This window comes from Streptomyces sp. NBC_01474, from assembly GCF_035918215.1.
In the GTDB taxonomy this organism is placed as follows: Bacteria; Actinomycetota; Actinomycetes; order Streptomycetales; family Streptomycetaceae; genus Streptomyces; species Streptomyces aureus.
The window spans coordinates 8,703,389-8,718,912 of record NZ_CP109449.1 but is presented as its reverse complement, the minus strand read 5'-3'; the positions used below and the strand labels follow the sequence as shown (position 1 = coordinate 8,718,912).

The following is a 15,524-nucleotide window of genomic DNA, read 5'->3' as shown; positions in this document are numbered from 1 at the left end:
GCAGCCCATTGGTGGGCGCGTGCGGGCTCGTAGTCTGAGCCGTATGCAGATGGACGCCGGAGTGCTCGCCGACTTCGCGCGGGGCTGTGCCGTCCTGGGTTCGGGAGGCGGCGGTGGCCCCGCCGCCGTGACGTGCCCCGTGGCCGAGCAGGCCATCGAGGAGTGCGGGCCCGTGCAGGTCGTCACGGCCGGCGAGCTGCCTGAGGACGCGTTCGTCATGCCGGTCGGCCTGATCGGCTCGCCCGCCGTCGCCGAGGAGCGCATCGGCAGCCGGGCCGAGCCCGGGCGGATGCGGGAGCGGGTCGAGGCGCTGCACGGCGTGCCGGTCGCCGCCGTCCTCATCTCGGAGATCGGCGGGCTCAACGGCTGCACGGCCGTCGCGTGGGCGGCCCGGCTGAGGTTGCCGCTGCTCGACGCCGACGCCATGGGCCGGGCGTTCCCGCGCATGGACCAGAACGTCCTCGAACTGGCCGGGCTCCGGCCGGGCCCGACCGTGCTCGCGGACGAGTACGGCCGCACCGTCGTCCTCGACCATGTCGACGGCCCCTGGCTGGAGGAACTGGCGCGGGCCGTGGTCGCGACGTTCGGCGGGCACGCCGCGTCGTCCGAGTACCCGCTGACGGCCGGGCAGGCCGCCCGGCACGCGGTCGCGGGCTCGGTGACGCGGGCCGTCGCCGTCGGGCGCGGCGAGGGGCCCCCGCCGGTCCTGACCGGCAAGGTGTCGTCCGTACGGCGGACCGACGAGGACGCGACACGCGTGCTCCTGGAGGGCACCGGCGCCGACGCGGGACGCCTCGTACGGATCGAGGCCCGCAGCGAGTTCGTCGCGGCGGTCGAGGACGGCAGGGCGCTGGCGCTGGTGCCCGACGTGATCGCTCTCGTCGACGTGCGGACCGGCTGGGCGGTGCCCGTGGAAGAGGTCAGGTACGGGCTGCGGGTGCGCCTCGTCACCCTTCCGTCGGCGCCTATCTGGTACTCGGAGGCCGGCCTGCGCCTCGCCGGACCCGCCGCGTTCGGCGTGCACGGGCTGACGAGGGAGGCCACGCCATGATCATCGGTGTGGATGTGGGCCCCACCGGCACGGATGCCGTCCTGCTGGACGGCGACGGAACGGGCGGCGCCACCGGCGGCAGCCGGGCGTTGCGGGCCGTGAGGGTGCCGTCTCTGCCCGGCGACGCCGTCGGTTCGCTCGTCGCCGCTGTCGAGGCACTGCCCCGCGAGCCGCGGGCGCGCGCCACGCAGCTCGCCGTGGGGCTGCGGGTCGCCGACCGGGCCCTGGCGGAGCGCGCGGGCCTCGCCCATGTGGGGGTGCTGCGCATCGGGGGTGAGGCCGCCGACACCGTACGACCGCTGTTCGGGTGGCCCGCCGAGCTGCGCGGTGCCGTGTGCGCCGGCACCGCGAACGTGGCCGGTGGCGGCGGGCTCGGCCCGCACGACGGGGCGCCGCTCGACCGGGACGCCGTGGCCCGTTTCGCGGCCGAACTCGCGGGCCGGGCCGAGGCGTTCGCGGTCTGCGCCGTGTTCGCACCCGCCGACGGGACACAGGAGCGGGAGGCCGCCGAGATCCTGCGGGCCGAGGCGGGCGCCGACGTGCCGGTGGTCCTGTCGGGCGAGATCGGCTCGCTCGGGCTGCTGCGGCGCGAGAACGCGACAGTCCTCGACGCCGCGCTGTGCCTCCTGGTGGCCCGCGTCGCCGACGAGCTGACGGCCGCGCTCCCCCTGCTCGGGCTCGCGCCGGGCGCCGCCGTGCTCGTGACCCGGCACGACGGCACCCTGATGAGCCTGGACCACCTGCGCCGCCAGCCCGGCCTGAGCCTCGGCTCCGGCCCGGCGTGCACGATCCGCGGCGCGGGGCTGCTCGGCGGCGTACGGGACGCCGTGGTCGCGGACATCGGCGAACGCCGGGCCCGCGTCGGCGCATTGACCGCCGGCTATCCCCAGGAGGCCGGACCCGGAGGGCGCATCGGCGGCGTACCCGTCAGCCTGCGCGTCCCCGAACTGCTCACCGTCGACGCCGCGGCACACCGCGACCTGGCGGAGGCGGTGGACCGCATGCAGCCGGCCGCCGGCCGGCTCCCCGTCGTCCTGGTCGGCGGTGGCGCGGCCGCGGTGCCCGGCCGCGCACTTCCCGGATGCGATGTCGTACGGCCCGGACACGGCGGCGTCGCGGGCGCGTTCGGCGCGGCCGCGAGCCCGGTGGGCGGCCACCACGAGCGCATCGTGCGGGCCGGTCCCGGCCGGCGTCTCGACGCCGTACGGGACGAGGTGCGCGACCTCGCCCGGGCCGGGGCCGTGCGCGCCGGGGCGGATCCCCGTCGTGTGCGCACGCTCCTCGAACCGGATCTCGCCGTGCCCTACCTGCCGGGCGCGCTGCTCCTGAGGGCCAGGGCCTTCGGGCCGCCACTACCGCTCTGACCTGATCAACACCCTTTCCCCGCACGGCAGTTCAGCTTCGCCCTGCCGTGATCCCGCCCATCCCTCTTCGATGCGAGGACCGTCCCCATGCCCAAGCCGTCCGACGCTCCAACAGCTGACCAGACCGACGAGGACTACCCCCTGGAGCGGGTGCCGCTCGCGGCCCGCTACTCCTGGTTCAACGTAGCCGTGCAGCGCTTCGGCTCGCTCTCCGACCTCACACAGTTCCTCCTCGGCGCGACGCTCGGCGCCGGGCTCTCCTTCTGGGGCGCCTTCTGGGCGATCACGCTCGGCTCGGTGATCCTTGAGGTCGTCTGCATCTTCGTCGGCATCGCCGGGATGCGCGAGGGCCTCGCGACCTCGATGCTGGTGCGCTGGACCGGCTTCGGGCGGTACGGCTCGACGCTCATCGGGCTCGTCATCGCGGTCAGCCTGTTCGGCTGGTTCGGGGTGCAGACCGCGGTGTTCGCGGCCGGTCTCCAGTCGATCATGCCGTCCCTCCCGCTGTGGGCCTGGTGCCTGATCTGCGGGCTCGCGGTCACCGCCCTGGTGCTGCGCGGATTCCGGGCCATGGGCTGGACGGCGTTCGTGACCGTCCCACTGTTCCTGGGCCTCGCCGGGTGGGCGATGACCGTGCAGATCTCCCGGCACAGCTTCACCGACCTGGTCGCGTCGCCGCCGTTCGGCGCGCACATCTCCATCGCGACGGGGGCGACGATCGTCGCGGGCTCGTACATCGTCGGCGCCGTCACCACACCCGACATGACGCGCTTCAACCGCACCACCGGCGACGTCGTCAAGCAGACCCTGGTCGGGATCTCCCTCGGCGAGTACGTCCTCGGCCTCGCCGGGGTGCTCCTCGCCTACGCCGTGAAGTCCTCCGACCTGATCGCGATCATCACGTCCAGCTCGGGCGTGGTCGGGGTGATCGTCCTCGTGTCGGCCACCGTGAAGATCAACAACTGGAACCTGTACTCGTCCGCGCTCGGTCTCATCAGTGCCGTGGAGACCGTGTTCAAGGTGCGCCTCGGCCGGGTCGGGACGACCGTCGGCATCGGTGTATTCGGCAGCCTCGCCGCGGCGGCCGGGATCCTGGACCACTTCACGGACTTCCTGACGGTCCTGGGCGTCCTCACCCCGCCGATCGCCGGGATCATGGTCGCCGAGTATTTCGTGGTCAAGACGTGGCGGCCCCAGCTCGACGCCTCCCGGGCCTTGGGCCGGCTTCCGGAGAGCGAGCCGAGCTGGGTGCCGGCCACGGTCGCCCTGTGGACCGCCGCCTCACTGGTCGGCTGGTTCAGCGACCACTACGCGTGGTGGGGCATCCCGGCGCTCAACTCGTTGATCCTCGCGGGCCTCGGCTACGTAATCCTCGGCAAGCTCGGCCTCGTGCGCGGCGTCCGTGAGCTGCCCTTCACCCAGCCCGCCCGCCCGGCCGCCCAGATCGAGGCCGAGTCCGGCGCGACGGATCCCCTGCCCGCCCCCGCCCACTGAACCCCGTACCGACCCACGGACGCACCATCCACGGACGCACCGTCCACGTACGCACGAAGGAAGCCACCACATGCGCATCGGCATCGACGTCGGAGGAACCAATACCGACGCCGCCCTGCTCGGGGACGACGACCGGGTACTCGCGGCGGCCAAGTCGCCGACGACGCCGGACATCACGTCCGGGGTCACGGCGGCGGTCCGGGCCCTCGACCCGCCCGTCGAGTCCATCACCGCGGTGATGATCGGCACGACCCACTTCCTCAACGCCCTCATCGAGGGCGCCCGGCTGGCGCCCGTCGCCGCCGTGCGCCTCGGCCTGCCGGCGACGGCGGCCCTGCCGCCGATGACGGACTGGCCCGACCGGCAGCGGGCCGCGGTCGGCGGGCACGGTTATCTGTGCCACGGCGGCCGCGAGTTCGACGGCCGGGTGCTGTCCCCTCTCGACCCGGACGAGCTGAAGCGGACCGCCGCGGACATCGCCGCGCGCGGGATCGGATCCGTGGCCGTCTCCTCGGTGTTCTCACCGGTCGCCGAGGACGACGAGCGGCGCGCCGCGGAGATTCTGCGCGGCGAGCTGGGCGACGGCGTGCACTTCTCGCTCTCGCACGAGCTCGGCCGGATCGGCCTGCTCGCCCGTGAGAACGCCACGATCATCAACGCGGCGCTGCGGGACCTGGCGACGGTCATCGTCGAGTCGTTCGGCAAGGCGCTCGCGGAGGTGTCGATCACGGCGCCGTTCTTCCTGTCGCAGAACGACGGGACGCTGATGGACGTGGACTTCGCCCGTACGTATCCGGTGGCGACGTTCGCGTCGGGCCCCACCAACTCCATGCGCGGCGCGGCCTTCCTGTCCGGGCTCGGGGACTGCGCGGTGGTCGACGTGGGCGGCACGACCGCGGACGTGGGCATCCTCGCGGGCGGCTTCCCGCGTGAGGCCGCGGGCGAGAGCGAGGCGGCGGGCATCCGCACCAACTTCCGTATCCCCGACGTCCTTTCGCTCGGCATCGGCGGCGGTTCGCTGGTGTCGCCGGACGGGGAGACCGGGCCGCGATCGGTCGGGTACCGGCTGACGGAGGAGGCGCTCGTCTTCGGCGGTACGACACTGACGGCGACGGACCTGGCAGTGGCCGCCGGCCGCGCCGACGTCGGGGACGCGGCGCGGGTCGCGCACCTCGGCACGGGCTTCGTGACGCGCGCCCTGGACCGGATCGCCGACCGGCTCGCGGAGAGCGTCGACCGGATGCGGACCTCGGCCGCCCCGCTGCCCGTGGTGGCCGTCGGCGGCGGTTCGATCCTGGTGCCCGAGTCGCTGCCCGGCTTCGACGACGTACGACGGCCCGGCAACTTCGGCGTCGCGAACGCGGTCGGCGCGGCCATCGCGCAGGTCGGCGGCGAGGTCGACCGGGTCTTCCACATCCCCGAGGGGCGCAGGGACGCGGTGCTCGCCGAGGCGCGCGACGAAGCCGTGGGACGGGCCGAGGACGCGGGCGCGCGGCGCGGCACCGTACACGTCGTGGACATCGAGGAGGTGCCGCTCGCGTATCTGCCGGGCGGCGCGACCCGGATCCGCGTCAAGGCGGTCGGCGCCCTCGACCTGCACCGCATCGGAACCCAGCAGCACGGAGCGACGGCACATGCGTGAGATCAACCTGGACAACCTCGACGACATCGCCCGCGGCGCCGGCATCCTCGGCACCGGCGGGGGCGGCGACCCGTACATCGGCAAACTCCTGGCACGGGAGGCCATCCGCAAGCACGGCCCGGTGCGGGTGGTAGACATCGACGAGGTGGCGCCGGACGCGACCGTCGTGCCGGTGTCGGGGATGGGGGCGCCGACCGTCCTTCTGGAGCGGGTCCCGAACGGCGGCGAGGAACTGGCCGCCCTGCGGGCGCTGGAGAAGCACATCGGGCGGCCCGCCACGCACATCGCGCCCATCGAGGTCGGCGGCGTCAACTCCATGCTGCCCATCGCGTGCGCCGCGGAGGCGGGCCTCCCGATCGTGGACGGTGACGCGATGGGGCGGGCCTTCCCCGAGGCGCAGATGGTGCTGCCGGGCCTGATCGGCGTAACGAACTCGCCGATGGCGCTCGCGGACGACAAGGGCAACACGATCATCGTGGAGGCCGTCGACAACCACGCGGCCGAGCGGATCGCGCGCGCCGTGTGCGTGGAGCTCGGCTGCCAGATCTCGGCCGCGGACACGGTGCTGCGCGGTGACCAGCTCGCCGACGGCCTCGTGCCCGCGACGCTGACCCTGGCGGAGCGGCTCGGCGCGGCGGTGCGCGAGGCGCGGGCCGCGCACAGCGACCCGGTGGCCGCGGCCCGCGCGATGCTCGCCGGTGTCCATCTGCTGACCGGCAAGGTCGTCGACGTGAGCCGGCGGACCGAGGGCGGCTTCGCGCGGGGCCGGGCCCGCATCGAGGGCATCGCCGACGAGACGGGGCAGGTGCTCGAACTCGACTTCCAGAACGAGCACTTGCTGGCCACGCGTGACGGCGTGACCGTCGCCACGACGCCCGACCTGATCTGTGTCCTGGACAGCGAGTCCGGCGATCCGGTGACCACCGAGGGGCTGCGCTACGGGCTGCGCGTCAGCGTGCTGGCCGCGCGTTGCGACCCCCGGTGGACCTCACCGGGCGGCCTGGCGCTGGCCGGGCCGCGGTACTTCGGGTACGACGTCGACTATCTGCCGTTCGGGTCCTGAGCGGTGGCCGGCGCGGGCGGTCGCAGGGTGATCGTCCGCGCCGTGTGCTTCTCCACCTGCTCGCGGCTGTAGAGGAGCGGGAAGGAGCCGTCGGCGGCCCAGGTGGCGAACAGGTCGCTGTAGTGCTCGCTGTCCGGATTCCCTGACTGGCCGGGCGAGTTCATGGCCACGGAGTCGTCCCAGGAGCCGACGTCGACGACCAGGCGGAAGGTGGCGCCCGTCGTCTGGCGGAAGTCGGGTCCGTACGACGCGACGCCCACCGTGTCCGCACTGCCGCCGCGCGGGGCGGGACCCACCGACGCCCACGGGGGCTGCGGTCCGTCGTGGAGCGCGGTCACCGGGTGGTACACACGGGCGTGGTGGAGCGCGCCCCAGGTCCATGCGGCCGGGTCGGGGCCGAGGAGTGCGGAGAGTTCGCCGGCCGCGGCCGACAGGGTGGCGAGCAGGGTGCCGGGGTCGAGGCCCGTCTCCGGGCCGGTGAGCAGATCCAGGTCGACGCGGGGGTCGGAGGCCGGGTCGTCGGGCGGCAGGATCCGGGCGAGGGCCGCCGCGCGTTCGGCCTCGGGGCCGACTTCCCGCAGCGCCTCGCCGAAGACGGCCGGACGCAGATGACGGCGGTACCAGATCTCGAAGAGCGCGGCGGCCGCCGAGTCCGCCGTGATGTCGGCGTCCCACTCCCTCAGCAGGCCGACGGCCCGCTCCGTCAGCGGGTCGTCGCCGGTCAGTCCGGCGAGCAACGGCAGGATGCGGCGTGCGGGCAGGCTGACGGTGTCGGTCTGGAGCCGTACGCAGTCTTCGACGGTCCAGTCGGCGCGCGCGTCGAGCTCCTCGGCGATGCGGTGGTGGCGGGTGGGGGCGTACCAGTCGTACGTGACCGTGTCGCGGTCGTTGGGGTAGCCGGGCGGCAGGTTCATCTGGTTGGCGGTGGCGAACCAGCCCTGGTCCGGATCGCGTTCGGCGGGCAGCGCGTCGGCGTCGAGGAAGCCGTCCCATTCGTAGCGGCCGTCGCCGGGCACGGGCAGAGTGCCGTCCCAGTTCGGGCGGACCGGGACGCGGCCCGCTGGGCGCCAGCCGACGGTGCCGTCGGGCGCCGCGTACACCTGGTTCTCGCCGGGCGCACCCCAGCGGCGCAGTGCGGCGAGGAACGCGTCGGGTCCTTCGGCGCGCATGTAGCCGGTGCTGCCGAGGTAGGGCGCCATGCCGGGGCCGAGCCAGGCGGCGCGCACGGCGAACGCGGCTTCCCGCGTGGGGTGTTCGTGGATGACGGGGCCGTGCCGGGTGAACCACAGCTCCACGTCGACCGGCTCCCCGTCCTTGACCTCGATGGTCTCGGTCACGCGGGTCATCGCTTCCCAGCGGCCTTCGTAGCGGTAGGCACGCGGGTGGTCGGGGTCGGTCTCGTAGACGTACAGGTCCTCCTGGTCGATCGGGAAGATCGTGAAGCCGAAGGCGATGTTCCCGTTGTGGCCGATGGAGAGGCCGGGCAGGGCGGGCTCGCCGGCGCCGATGACGTCGATGCCGGGTGCGGTCAGGTGCGCGATGTAGCGCAGGGCGGGCAGGGTGACCGCGCGGTGTGGGTCGTTGGCGAGTATGGGGCGGCCGGTGGCGGTCCTGGAGGGCGCGAGCACCCAGTTGTTGGAGCCGTCGATGCCCTGGAGGGCTGTGGCGTCCGGCCAGGGCGGGACCGTCGCGAGGTCGTACACGCGCAGGACGTCGTCCGGGATGACGCTCAGGTCGAGGCCCTCGGGGACGGTGAGGTGGTGCGGGGCGGGTTCGCGGCGTCGGCGCAGATCCTCGACGCCGGTTCCGTGATCGCGCAGGGTGAGGGCGCGGGCGACCTCGTCGTGGAGGTTGTACTGGAGGCCGTGGCTGCGGATCCGGGCGACGTCCGAGGGGTCCCAGTACGCCGGTTCGTGGCCCAGCGTGGCGAACTCCGGAGGGAGTCGGGAGGGGTCGCTGCGGCACAGGGACACGTAGGCGTTGATGCCGTTCACGAACGCCGTGGTGATCCGCTCGGTGTCCTCGCCGTACGCGCTCCACTCCTCGACCATGTCGCCCCGGTAGAGGAACAGGCGGGCGGCACGGTCGTGTTCGACGTACTGCCCGCCGAACACCTCCGACAGCAGGCCGAGTCCACGGCGCCGCCACAGGTCGAGCTGGAAGAGGCGGTCACGGGCCGCGTTGAAGCCCTGCGCCAGGAACAGGTCGTCCTGGGAGTCCGCGTAGAGGTGGGGCACGCCCCACCGGTCGACGAGGATCTCGACGGGGCCGGTGAGGCCGGGGATCTCGAAGCTGTTCGCTGCTTGCGCGTTCACCGGTGCGCCTCCCCCGTCGCCGCGTACACCTGGTCGCCGCCCACATAGGTCGCCCTGACCGGGATCGACGCGATGCCGTGCGGGTCGGCGGTCAGGGGATTCTCGCCGAGGGCCACGAAGTCCGCCAACTGGCCCGCAGCCAGGCGGCCCTTGTACGCCTGCGTGCCCTCCGCCTCCGCCGAGCCGAGCGTGAAGATCCGCAGCGCCTCATCCGCCGAGACGCGCTGTCCGGGGCCGGCCGCGGCGCCGTCGTCCGTTCCCTCGCGGGTGACCATCGACTGGAGGCCGATGAGCGGCTGGTAGGGGCCGCAGGGGTAGTCGGAGGAGCCGGCGACGGTGACGCCCGCGTCGAGTAAGGAGCGGTGCGCGAACATGCGGCCGACGCGCTCGGCGCCGTACCAGTCGTTGAGTGCGCCGCCGTGGTACGCGGCATATCCGGCGAACGGGACGGCAATGGCGTCGAGTGCCTTCATCCGGGCGAGGATCCCGTCGTCGACGAGGCTGCAGTGCTCGATGCGGTGGCGCAGGCCGGGGCGCGGCAGGTCTCGGGCGGCCTGTTCGAAGGCGTCGAGAACGAGGCGGATCGCGGCGTCCCCGTTGGCGTGCACGCCGACGCGGTTGCCGTCGCCGTGGACGGTGCGGACGTGGGCCGGTCCGCGCCTACCGGCGGGCGGCCCAGCAGATCGAGGAGCGCATCCTCAGGAACGACCGGCCGAGGCCCTCAGCAGGGACTCCACCAGACCGGGCGCACGGCTGGGCCAATCCGGGCGGAGGCCACACCGAGCCCCCGGATCAGGCGCGCGGACCGCCCGGGCGCCCTTCGAGCTGACCGAGCAACTCACCCAGCAGGAGACTGAGTTGCCCCTGTCCGGCGCCGCCGATGCCGGAAAGTACCGTCTTCTCGTACGCGAGCTGGTCGGGCAGCAGCGCGTCGACCAGTTCGCGGCCGGCGTCGGTCAGGCTGAGGTGGGAGACGCGCCGGTCGCGGGTGTCGCCGCGCCGGTCGACCAGACCGCGCTCCTGGAGCTGCTTGAGCCGCTTGGTGACGGCGGCACCCGACGAGAACGTCTCCCGCGCGAGGTCACCCGGGGTGAGTTCGTGGCCGGTACGGCGCAGCGCGCCGAGCAGGTCGAACTCGGCGCGGGTCAGCCCGGCGCGGCGCAGCGGCGCGTCCTCGGCCTGCTGGAGGAGGGCGGCGCAGCGGTTGATCCGCCCGATGACCTCCATGGGCCCGGTGTCGATGTCGGGGCGGACCGTCTGCCACTGCCGCACCACCGCGGCGACGGTGTCGTCCGCCGCAGCCCTGCCGTTCCGTGTCGTCATGCTCGCGCGTTCTCCCGGGCGTCCGTGCCGCCCCTGTGCTCGTCGGTCTCCTGGACGGTCCGCCGCGTCCGGCGTCGGACCGTCGCCGCGAGCGTACGGTGTCCGGCCTGCTCGGCGGCGACCACACGCTCCTCGGGCAGGGCGCGCTGCCACCATTCGCCGGCCGCGGTGTCGTCGGCGGCGCGCAGTTCGACGAGCGCGGCGGCGAGCCTGCGGTGCGTGGTCTCCAAGCCGCCGGGCTCGGGACGCGGGGCGGCGAGGGTGCGCTCCGCGTCCTCGCGGGCGCGGTCGGTCGCTTCGAGGGCGAGCTCGATGTGGTCGGCGGCGCGCCGGTTGGTGACGATCACGGCGGCGACGATGCCGAGCAGCGCCCCGACGAGGGTGTCCACTACCCGGTCCGTGATGAGCTCGCCGGCCTCCTGCGTCCTGGCGAACTCGGTGATCAGCAGTGCCATGGGGGTCACGCAGACGCTGCCGAGCCAGTAGTTGCGGGAGATGAACGCCTCGGCGCCGAAGCTGAAGAGCAGGCAGAACAGGACGACGAAAATCTGTCCTACGTGGGCGAGGGGTACCACGGCGGCGAAGACGAGCACTCCGGCGAGGTTGCCGGCCACACGCTGCACGGTGCGGTTCCAGGTGAGGGTGACGTTGGCCTGGTAGAGCGAGGCGGCGGTGACCAGGGCCCAGTACGGGCGGCCGACGCCGAGGGCGAGGGACCCGTATCCGGCGAGGGCGCAGCCGACGGCGGTGCGCAGGGCGACCGGCAGGAGAGGCGAGCCGGGGGCGAGCCTGCGCCACAACGACGGCTTGCCGAAGGCGAGTTCGGCCTCGATGCCGAGGACTTCGTCGTCGATGTCGCCGGGGTCGCTGATGCCGTCGTGGCGGGCCGGTCGCGGGACGGGACCCGTGCCGCTCAGGCCGGCGGCCCAGGCGCGCAGGAGCGCCGGGTCGGTGTCGGCGGGGGCCGCGAGGGCGACCTCGGCGCGCACGACGAGGCGCTCCAGACCGCGGCGGGCGGCGCCGCGGCCGCCGGTGGCGAGGAGCGACTGCCAGGCGGCATGGACGGCGGCGGCAGCGCCGGCCCTGGCCCGCTCGCGCGCTCCGTCCTCGGCGCTCACGTACGCGGCGGCGGCGTTCAGCGCGCGGGCGGTGGCACGCCGCTCCGGGCCGTGCGGCCGCATGAGGGCGGGGGCCATGCCGACGAGCCAGGCCACGGCGCCCGCACCGGCGGTCAGGGCGAGGTGGCCGGGTATCTGCCCCAGGGTCTGCGGGGCGAAGAGGCTGGCGGAGCTGATGAACGTGAGGATCAGGTGACCCGGCGGGCCGATGCGGGTCGCGTCGCACAGGGTCTTCTGCGCGGCGGCGAGAACCGCGCCGACCGCGACGAGCACGGCCGCCGACGAGGTGAGCGACGCGGTGAGCAGGGCCGCCGCGAGGCTCGCGAGCATGCCGAGGACGACCCAGGCGAGGGCCCGCGCACGCGCCGCGTACGGCAGATTGTGGGCGTAGAGGGCGCACAGCGACCCGGCCATCGTGTACATCGCGAGGTCGAGGCGGCCGAGGGCGAGCAGCGTCAGGTTCGGCACCGCCGCGGACACGACGACGCTCGTCGCGGGCTTGAACCAGATGTCGGACGGCTTGTGGAGGCGCAGCACCCCCGCGAGCGGGAGCCGCCGGACGAGCCGGGGCCCGGACGGCGACGGGGACGCGGACGGGGTGGGGGCCGAGGTCGGGGTTTCTGCGCTGCTCATGCAGAGAAGTTTAGCAAGTGTTTTACCTGCAAACTTTCTGGGCCCGCTCCCGGCCCCCGAAACCCGCTCACCGACCGGCGGGCCGCCGACCGCGCGCACCACCCGCGCACGGTCGCACCGCCGAGCGCGCCCAGTGCTCCCCTGCGCTCGATTGCGCCCCGCCCTGCACGGGCATCTCGTCCCCGACGCGGTACGGCGTCCGACTGGGGGAGGTTCGCGTGCACGGACCGGGCTCGGCCGCCTGGCTGCTCGTCGCGCTGTGCGCGGCGACGGGGGCGTACTGCCTGCTGCGGATGCGCAGCGGAGTCGAGGAGCAGCGCCGCACGGCGGGCAGCGAGGCCCTCATGGGGTTCGGCATGGCGCTCATGGCGATACCTGCCGCGGTGATCACGCCGCCGCGCGCCGCCTGGGCGTTGTACGCGGTCGTGTTCGGGGCGGCGGCGCTGCGCGCGTTGTGGTCGTCCCGTTCGAGCGCGCACCACCTGCACCACCTGGTGGGCACTTTCGCCATGGCGTACATGGCGGTGGGGATGGCCGCGGCGCCGAGCGGGCACGCCGGTCACGGAGGGGCGGGCGCACCGCTGGTGACCGGACTGCTCCTTCTCTATTTCGCGGGGTACGTGCTGTGGTCGGGGGTGCGGCTGGTGCCGGTGGCGACGGCCGGGGGTGGCCCGCCGGCGTCCGGGTGGGGGGACCGCCCGGAGCTGGCGCAGGCCTGCCGCCTCTCGATGGGCATCGGGATGGTCGCGATGCTGCTGACCATGTAGGCGCGCGGGCAGGGGCGTGGAGGTGCCTGCGCGAGCCCGCGCGGACAGGAGGCCGGGGAAACTGCTCCATTGCGGACAACTGCCCGCTCAAAACCGTGGCGTACGTCACTTGACGCGACAGCCCGTACCCTCCGGTAGTCCCGGCTCATAGGCTGAGGCCATGACGGTCCCCGTAGCACTGCTGCTGCTCGGCACCCTCGCCGCTGTCGTCGCCCCGCGTCTTCTCGCGCGGGCCGACTGGCCGGAGCGCGAGCCGGTGGTCGCCCTTTGGGTGTGGCAGTGCGTGGTGGCCGGTGTCCTCCTGTGCTGCGCGCTGTCGATGACGCTGAGCGCGGCCGCCGCCTGGCAGGCCGTCCGCGGCCATGTGTTCGCGTCCGCCCCGCACGCCGTCGTCGACGCGTACGCGCTGCGGGCGGCCGGCGGATGGGCGGCGACACTGGCCGTGACGCTCGCGCTCGGCGGGCTGTGGACCGCGGCGATGCTCGCCCGGGAGATCTTCCGATCGCGGGCCAGGCGCAGGCGGCGGCGCGCCGAACTCCTGGTGCGTTCCCCGCTGTTGCCGGGCGAGGAGCCGGGCAGCGACCGACTCGTCGTCCTCGAAGGCGAACGTCCCGACGCCTGGTGGCTGCCGGGTGCCGCGCCGCAACTGGTCATCACGACGGCCGCCCTGCGCCGCCTCAAGGGCCGTCAGCTGGACGCGGTCCTCGCGCACGAGATGGGCCATGCGCAGTGGCGGCACGACTGGCTGCTGCACTGCTCGGGGGCGCTGGCCACGGGCTTCCCGCAGGTTCCGGTCTTCGCCGCGTTCCGCGACGAGATGCACCGGCTCGTCGAACTGGCCGCCGACGACATGGCGTCGCGCCGCTTCGGGCGCCTGACCATCGCCCTCGCCCTGGTCGAACTCAACGAGGACCGCGGGGTGTTCGGCCCCTGCCCCACGCCGCAGGCCCATGTGCCGCAGCGCGTGCACCGCTTGCTGACCCCGCCGCGGCGGCTCACCCCGGCCCGGCGTCTGCGCCTGACCGCGGCGGCCGCCCTCGTACCGGTGGTGCCGCTCCTGGTGACCTTCGTGCCGGGCCTGCGCGCGCTGGGCTGACCGACGGCCGGAGCCGGACGCGTCCGCTCCGCCTGATGGCCACCGGCGCCGTCCATGGGTGAGGATCTTCCCCATGCACCCGGCACCGGTCGACTCCCCGCCCCGCCCCCGGCATCCGCGGCTCACACGCGCGACGGCGGTGCTGGCCGCTCTCAGCGCGCTGCTGCTGATCGCGGTGGCAACGCGCTGGGAACCACTGATGACACTGGACGGCGAGCTGGCGCGCACCGCCCACCGCTGGGCCGTCGACGATCCCGGACTGACGCAGGTGAACCGGGTTCTGACGGACTGGTTCTGGGATCCGTGGACGATGCGCGCCCTGTGCGCCGTGGTCGTCGTCTGGCTTGTATGGAGACATGACGCCTGGTGGCTCGCGCTGTGGGTGGCCGCCACATGTGCGGTGGGCACACTGATCCAGCAGGGCCTCAAGGCGGCCGTCGGCCGTGCCCGCCCGGTGTGGACGGACCCCGTGGACTCCGCTCACTACGCGGCCTACCCCTCCGGGCACGCGATGACAGCCACGGTGGTGTGGGGGCTGATCCTCTGGCTGCTGCGCCGCTACGGCGCAGGCCGCGCCCTGTGGCGCACGGCGTGCACGCTCGCGGTGGTGTCGGTCGTCGGCGTCGGCCTCACGCGGCTGTGGCTCGGCGTGCACTGGCCCTCGGACGTACTCGGCGGCTGGCTGCTCGGGGCGCTGACGGTGACCGTGTCCGTGACGGCCTACGAGCGGCTCACCGCGAGCAGGTGACCCGTCAGGGCGAGACCGTCCGGATGCGCCGCCGCGACCGGGCCGTCACGACTCATAGCCCTCGACCTGGGACTCGGGCCTGACCCTCGCCTCGTCGGGGTTCTCGCCGAACTCCGTCTTGGCCCGGCGCTGGCGCAGCAGGTCCCAGCACTGGTCGAGTTCGCGCTCCACGGCGGCAAGGCGCTCGTGCTCGGTCGCCCCGTCGATCTCACCGGAGGCGAGCGACGCGCGGAGCCGCTTCTCGTCGTCGACCATCGCCGTGATCCGGGCCAGGATCTGCTCTTGATCCATGTCGGTACGCCTCCTAGCTGGCCTGCCCGTCACCCCTTGCCCACTGTAGGGAGGGTTCGCCCGGTGTGCGATCCGGTTCCGGTGGGCGCCCGGTACCGCAGCACCCCGTCGTCCTCGCCCGTCTCGTCCCGTACTCCACCGCAGGCCTCGATGACGCGGCGGGAGGCGGCGTTGTCCGTGTCACACGTGATCAGCGCCGGGTCGATGCCCAGGCGCGCGGCGAGCGGGAGAGCCGCGCGGAGCATCGCGGTGGCGTGTCCGCGGCCGCGGGCGCCGGGCCGTACGTCGTAGCCGATGTGCCCGTCGCGCAGCCAGGCCTCGGTGAGGCGGTGGCGGATCGCGAGGCGGCCGAGGTAGGCGTCCCCGTCGACGTACCACAGGGTCGTGCACTCCACGTCGTACTGCAGGATGCTCCGCGGTCCGTGGGTGAGCCGCATGCGGGCGACGTATTGCGCGAAGACCGCCGGGTCCTGCCAGGTGTCTCCGTACGCGCGCAGGCTGAGCCCCGCGGTGGAGTCGTCGTCGGGTCCGCCGTGGCCCTCGGCGCGGGCCTCGTCCATGGCGGCCAGGAAGGAGGCGTGGACGCGGACGTCGGGAGCGATCAGCTGCGGCATGGGGC

At 73.9% G+C, this 15,524-nt stretch carries 13 protein-coding genes and 1 pseudogene; 8 read left to right on the top strand and 6 right to left on the bottom strand.

From position 1 onward, the window contains the following. Positions 1-43: 43 nt before the first annotated feature. The 5 genes from OG758_RS39820 to OG758_RS39800 all read left to right on the top strand — a co-directional run bounded on the left by OG758_RS39820 (position 44) and on the right by OG758_RS39800 (position 6,614). Positions 44-1,051, top strand: coding sequence for a DUF917 domain-containing protein (locus OG758_RS39820; RefSeq protein ID WP_326714314.1), 1,008 nt, complete (start codon positions 44-46; stop codon positions 1,049-1,051). Continuing rightward, complete coding sequence (locus tag OG758_RS39815; protein ID WP_326714313.1) at positions 1,048-2,415, top strand: hydantoinase/oxoprolinase N-terminal domain-containing protein; 1,368 nt, start codon at positions 1,048-1,050, stop codon at positions 2,413-2,415. The genes OG758_RS39820 and OG758_RS39815 overlap by 4 nt, the downstream gene beginning before the upstream one ends. Before the next feature lie 87 nt (positions 2,416-2,502). After that, positions 2,503-3,909 (top strand): purine-cytosine permease family protein, encoded by a 1,407-nt coding sequence (locus tag OG758_RS39810; RefSeq protein WP_326714312.1) that lies wholly within the window; start codon positions 2,503-2,505, stop codon positions 3,907-3,909. Positions 3,910-3,979: 70 nt separating this feature from the next. Beyond that, positions 3,980-5,551, top strand: coding sequence for a hydantoinase/oxoprolinase family protein (locus tag OG758_RS39805; protein WP_326714311.1), 1,572 nt, complete (start codon positions 3,980-3,982; stop codon positions 5,549-5,551). Then, on the top strand, positions 5,544-6,614 hold the full coding sequence (locus OG758_RS39800) for a DUF917 domain-containing protein (protein ID WP_326714310.1): 1,071 nt from the start codon (positions 5,544-5,546) through the stop codon (positions 6,612-6,614). The genes OG758_RS39805 and OG758_RS39800 overlap by 8 nt, the downstream gene beginning before the upstream one ends. On the opposite strand, the gene OG758_RS39795 is transcribed toward OG758_RS39800, so the two are convergent. The 4 genes and pseudogenes from OG758_RS39795 to OG758_RS39780 form a co-directional block, all read right to left on the bottom strand. Next, positions 6,593-8,929, bottom strand: coding sequence for a penicillin acylase family protein (locus OG758_RS39795; protein WP_326714309.1), 2,337 nt, complete (start codon positions 8,927-8,929; stop codon positions 6,593-6,595). The genes OG758_RS39800 and OG758_RS39795 overlap by 22 nt on opposite strands. Further along, positions 8,926-9,564 (bottom strand): annotated as a pseudogene (locus tag OG758_RS39790) (amidohydrolase family protein); the annotation flags it as partial. The pseudogene OG758_RS39790 and the gene OG758_RS39795, both read right to left, overlap by 4 nt. Before the next feature lie 157 nt (positions 9,565-9,721). Then, the gene (locus tag OG758_RS39785) at positions 9,722-10,252 is read right to left on the bottom strand and encodes a MarR family winged helix-turn-helix transcriptional regulator (protein WP_326714308.1); all 531 of its coding nucleotides are present in this window, start codon (positions 10,250-10,252) and stop codon (positions 9,722-9,724) included. Continuing rightward, on the bottom strand, positions 10,249-12,003 hold the full coding sequence (locus tag OG758_RS39780; RefSeq protein WP_326714307.1) for an FUSC family protein: 1,755 nt from the start codon (positions 12,001-12,003) through the stop codon (positions 10,249-10,251). Before OG758_RS39780 ends, OG758_RS39785 begins: the two co-directional genes overlap by 4 nt. A gap of 218 nt (positions 12,004-12,221) precedes the next feature. On the opposite strand from OG758_RS39780, the gene OG758_RS39775 reads away from it, so the two are divergent. The 3 genes from OG758_RS39775 (at position 12,222) to OG758_RS39765 (ending at position 14,614) form a co-directional block, all read left to right on the top strand. After that, positions 12,222-12,770, top strand: a complete 549-nt coding sequence (locus tag OG758_RS39775; RefSeq protein WP_326714306.1) for a DUF5134 domain-containing protein — start codon at positions 12,222-12,224, stop codon at positions 12,768-12,770. Between the two features lie 160 nt (positions 12,771-12,930). Continuing rightward, the gene (locus tag OG758_RS39770; protein WP_266567386.1) at positions 12,931-13,866 is read left to right on the top strand and encodes a M56 family metallopeptidase; all 936 of its coding nucleotides are present in this window, start codon (positions 12,931-12,933) and stop codon (positions 13,864-13,866) included. A gap of 73 nt (positions 13,867-13,939) precedes the next feature. Continuing rightward, complete coding sequence (locus tag OG758_RS39765; RefSeq protein WP_326714305.1) at positions 13,940-14,614, top strand: phosphatase PAP2 family protein; 675 nt, start codon at positions 13,940-13,942, stop codon at positions 14,612-14,614. A 45-nt stretch (positions 14,615-14,659) separates the two neighbouring features. Here the strand turns inward: OG758_RS39765 and OG758_RS39760 are convergent, their stop codons facing one another. Further along, positions 14,660-14,905, bottom strand: coding sequence for a DUF2630 family protein (locus OG758_RS39760; protein WP_326714304.1), 246 nt, complete (start codon positions 14,903-14,905; stop codon positions 14,660-14,662). A gap of 29 nt (positions 14,906-14,934) precedes the next feature. Then, the gene (locus OG758_RS39755) at positions 14,935-15,519 is read right to left on the bottom strand and encodes a GNAT family N-acetyltransferase (RefSeq protein ID WP_326714303.1); all 585 of its coding nucleotides are present in this window, start codon (positions 15,517-15,519) and stop codon (positions 14,935-14,937) included. Positions 15,520-15,524: the final 5 nt, after the last annotated feature.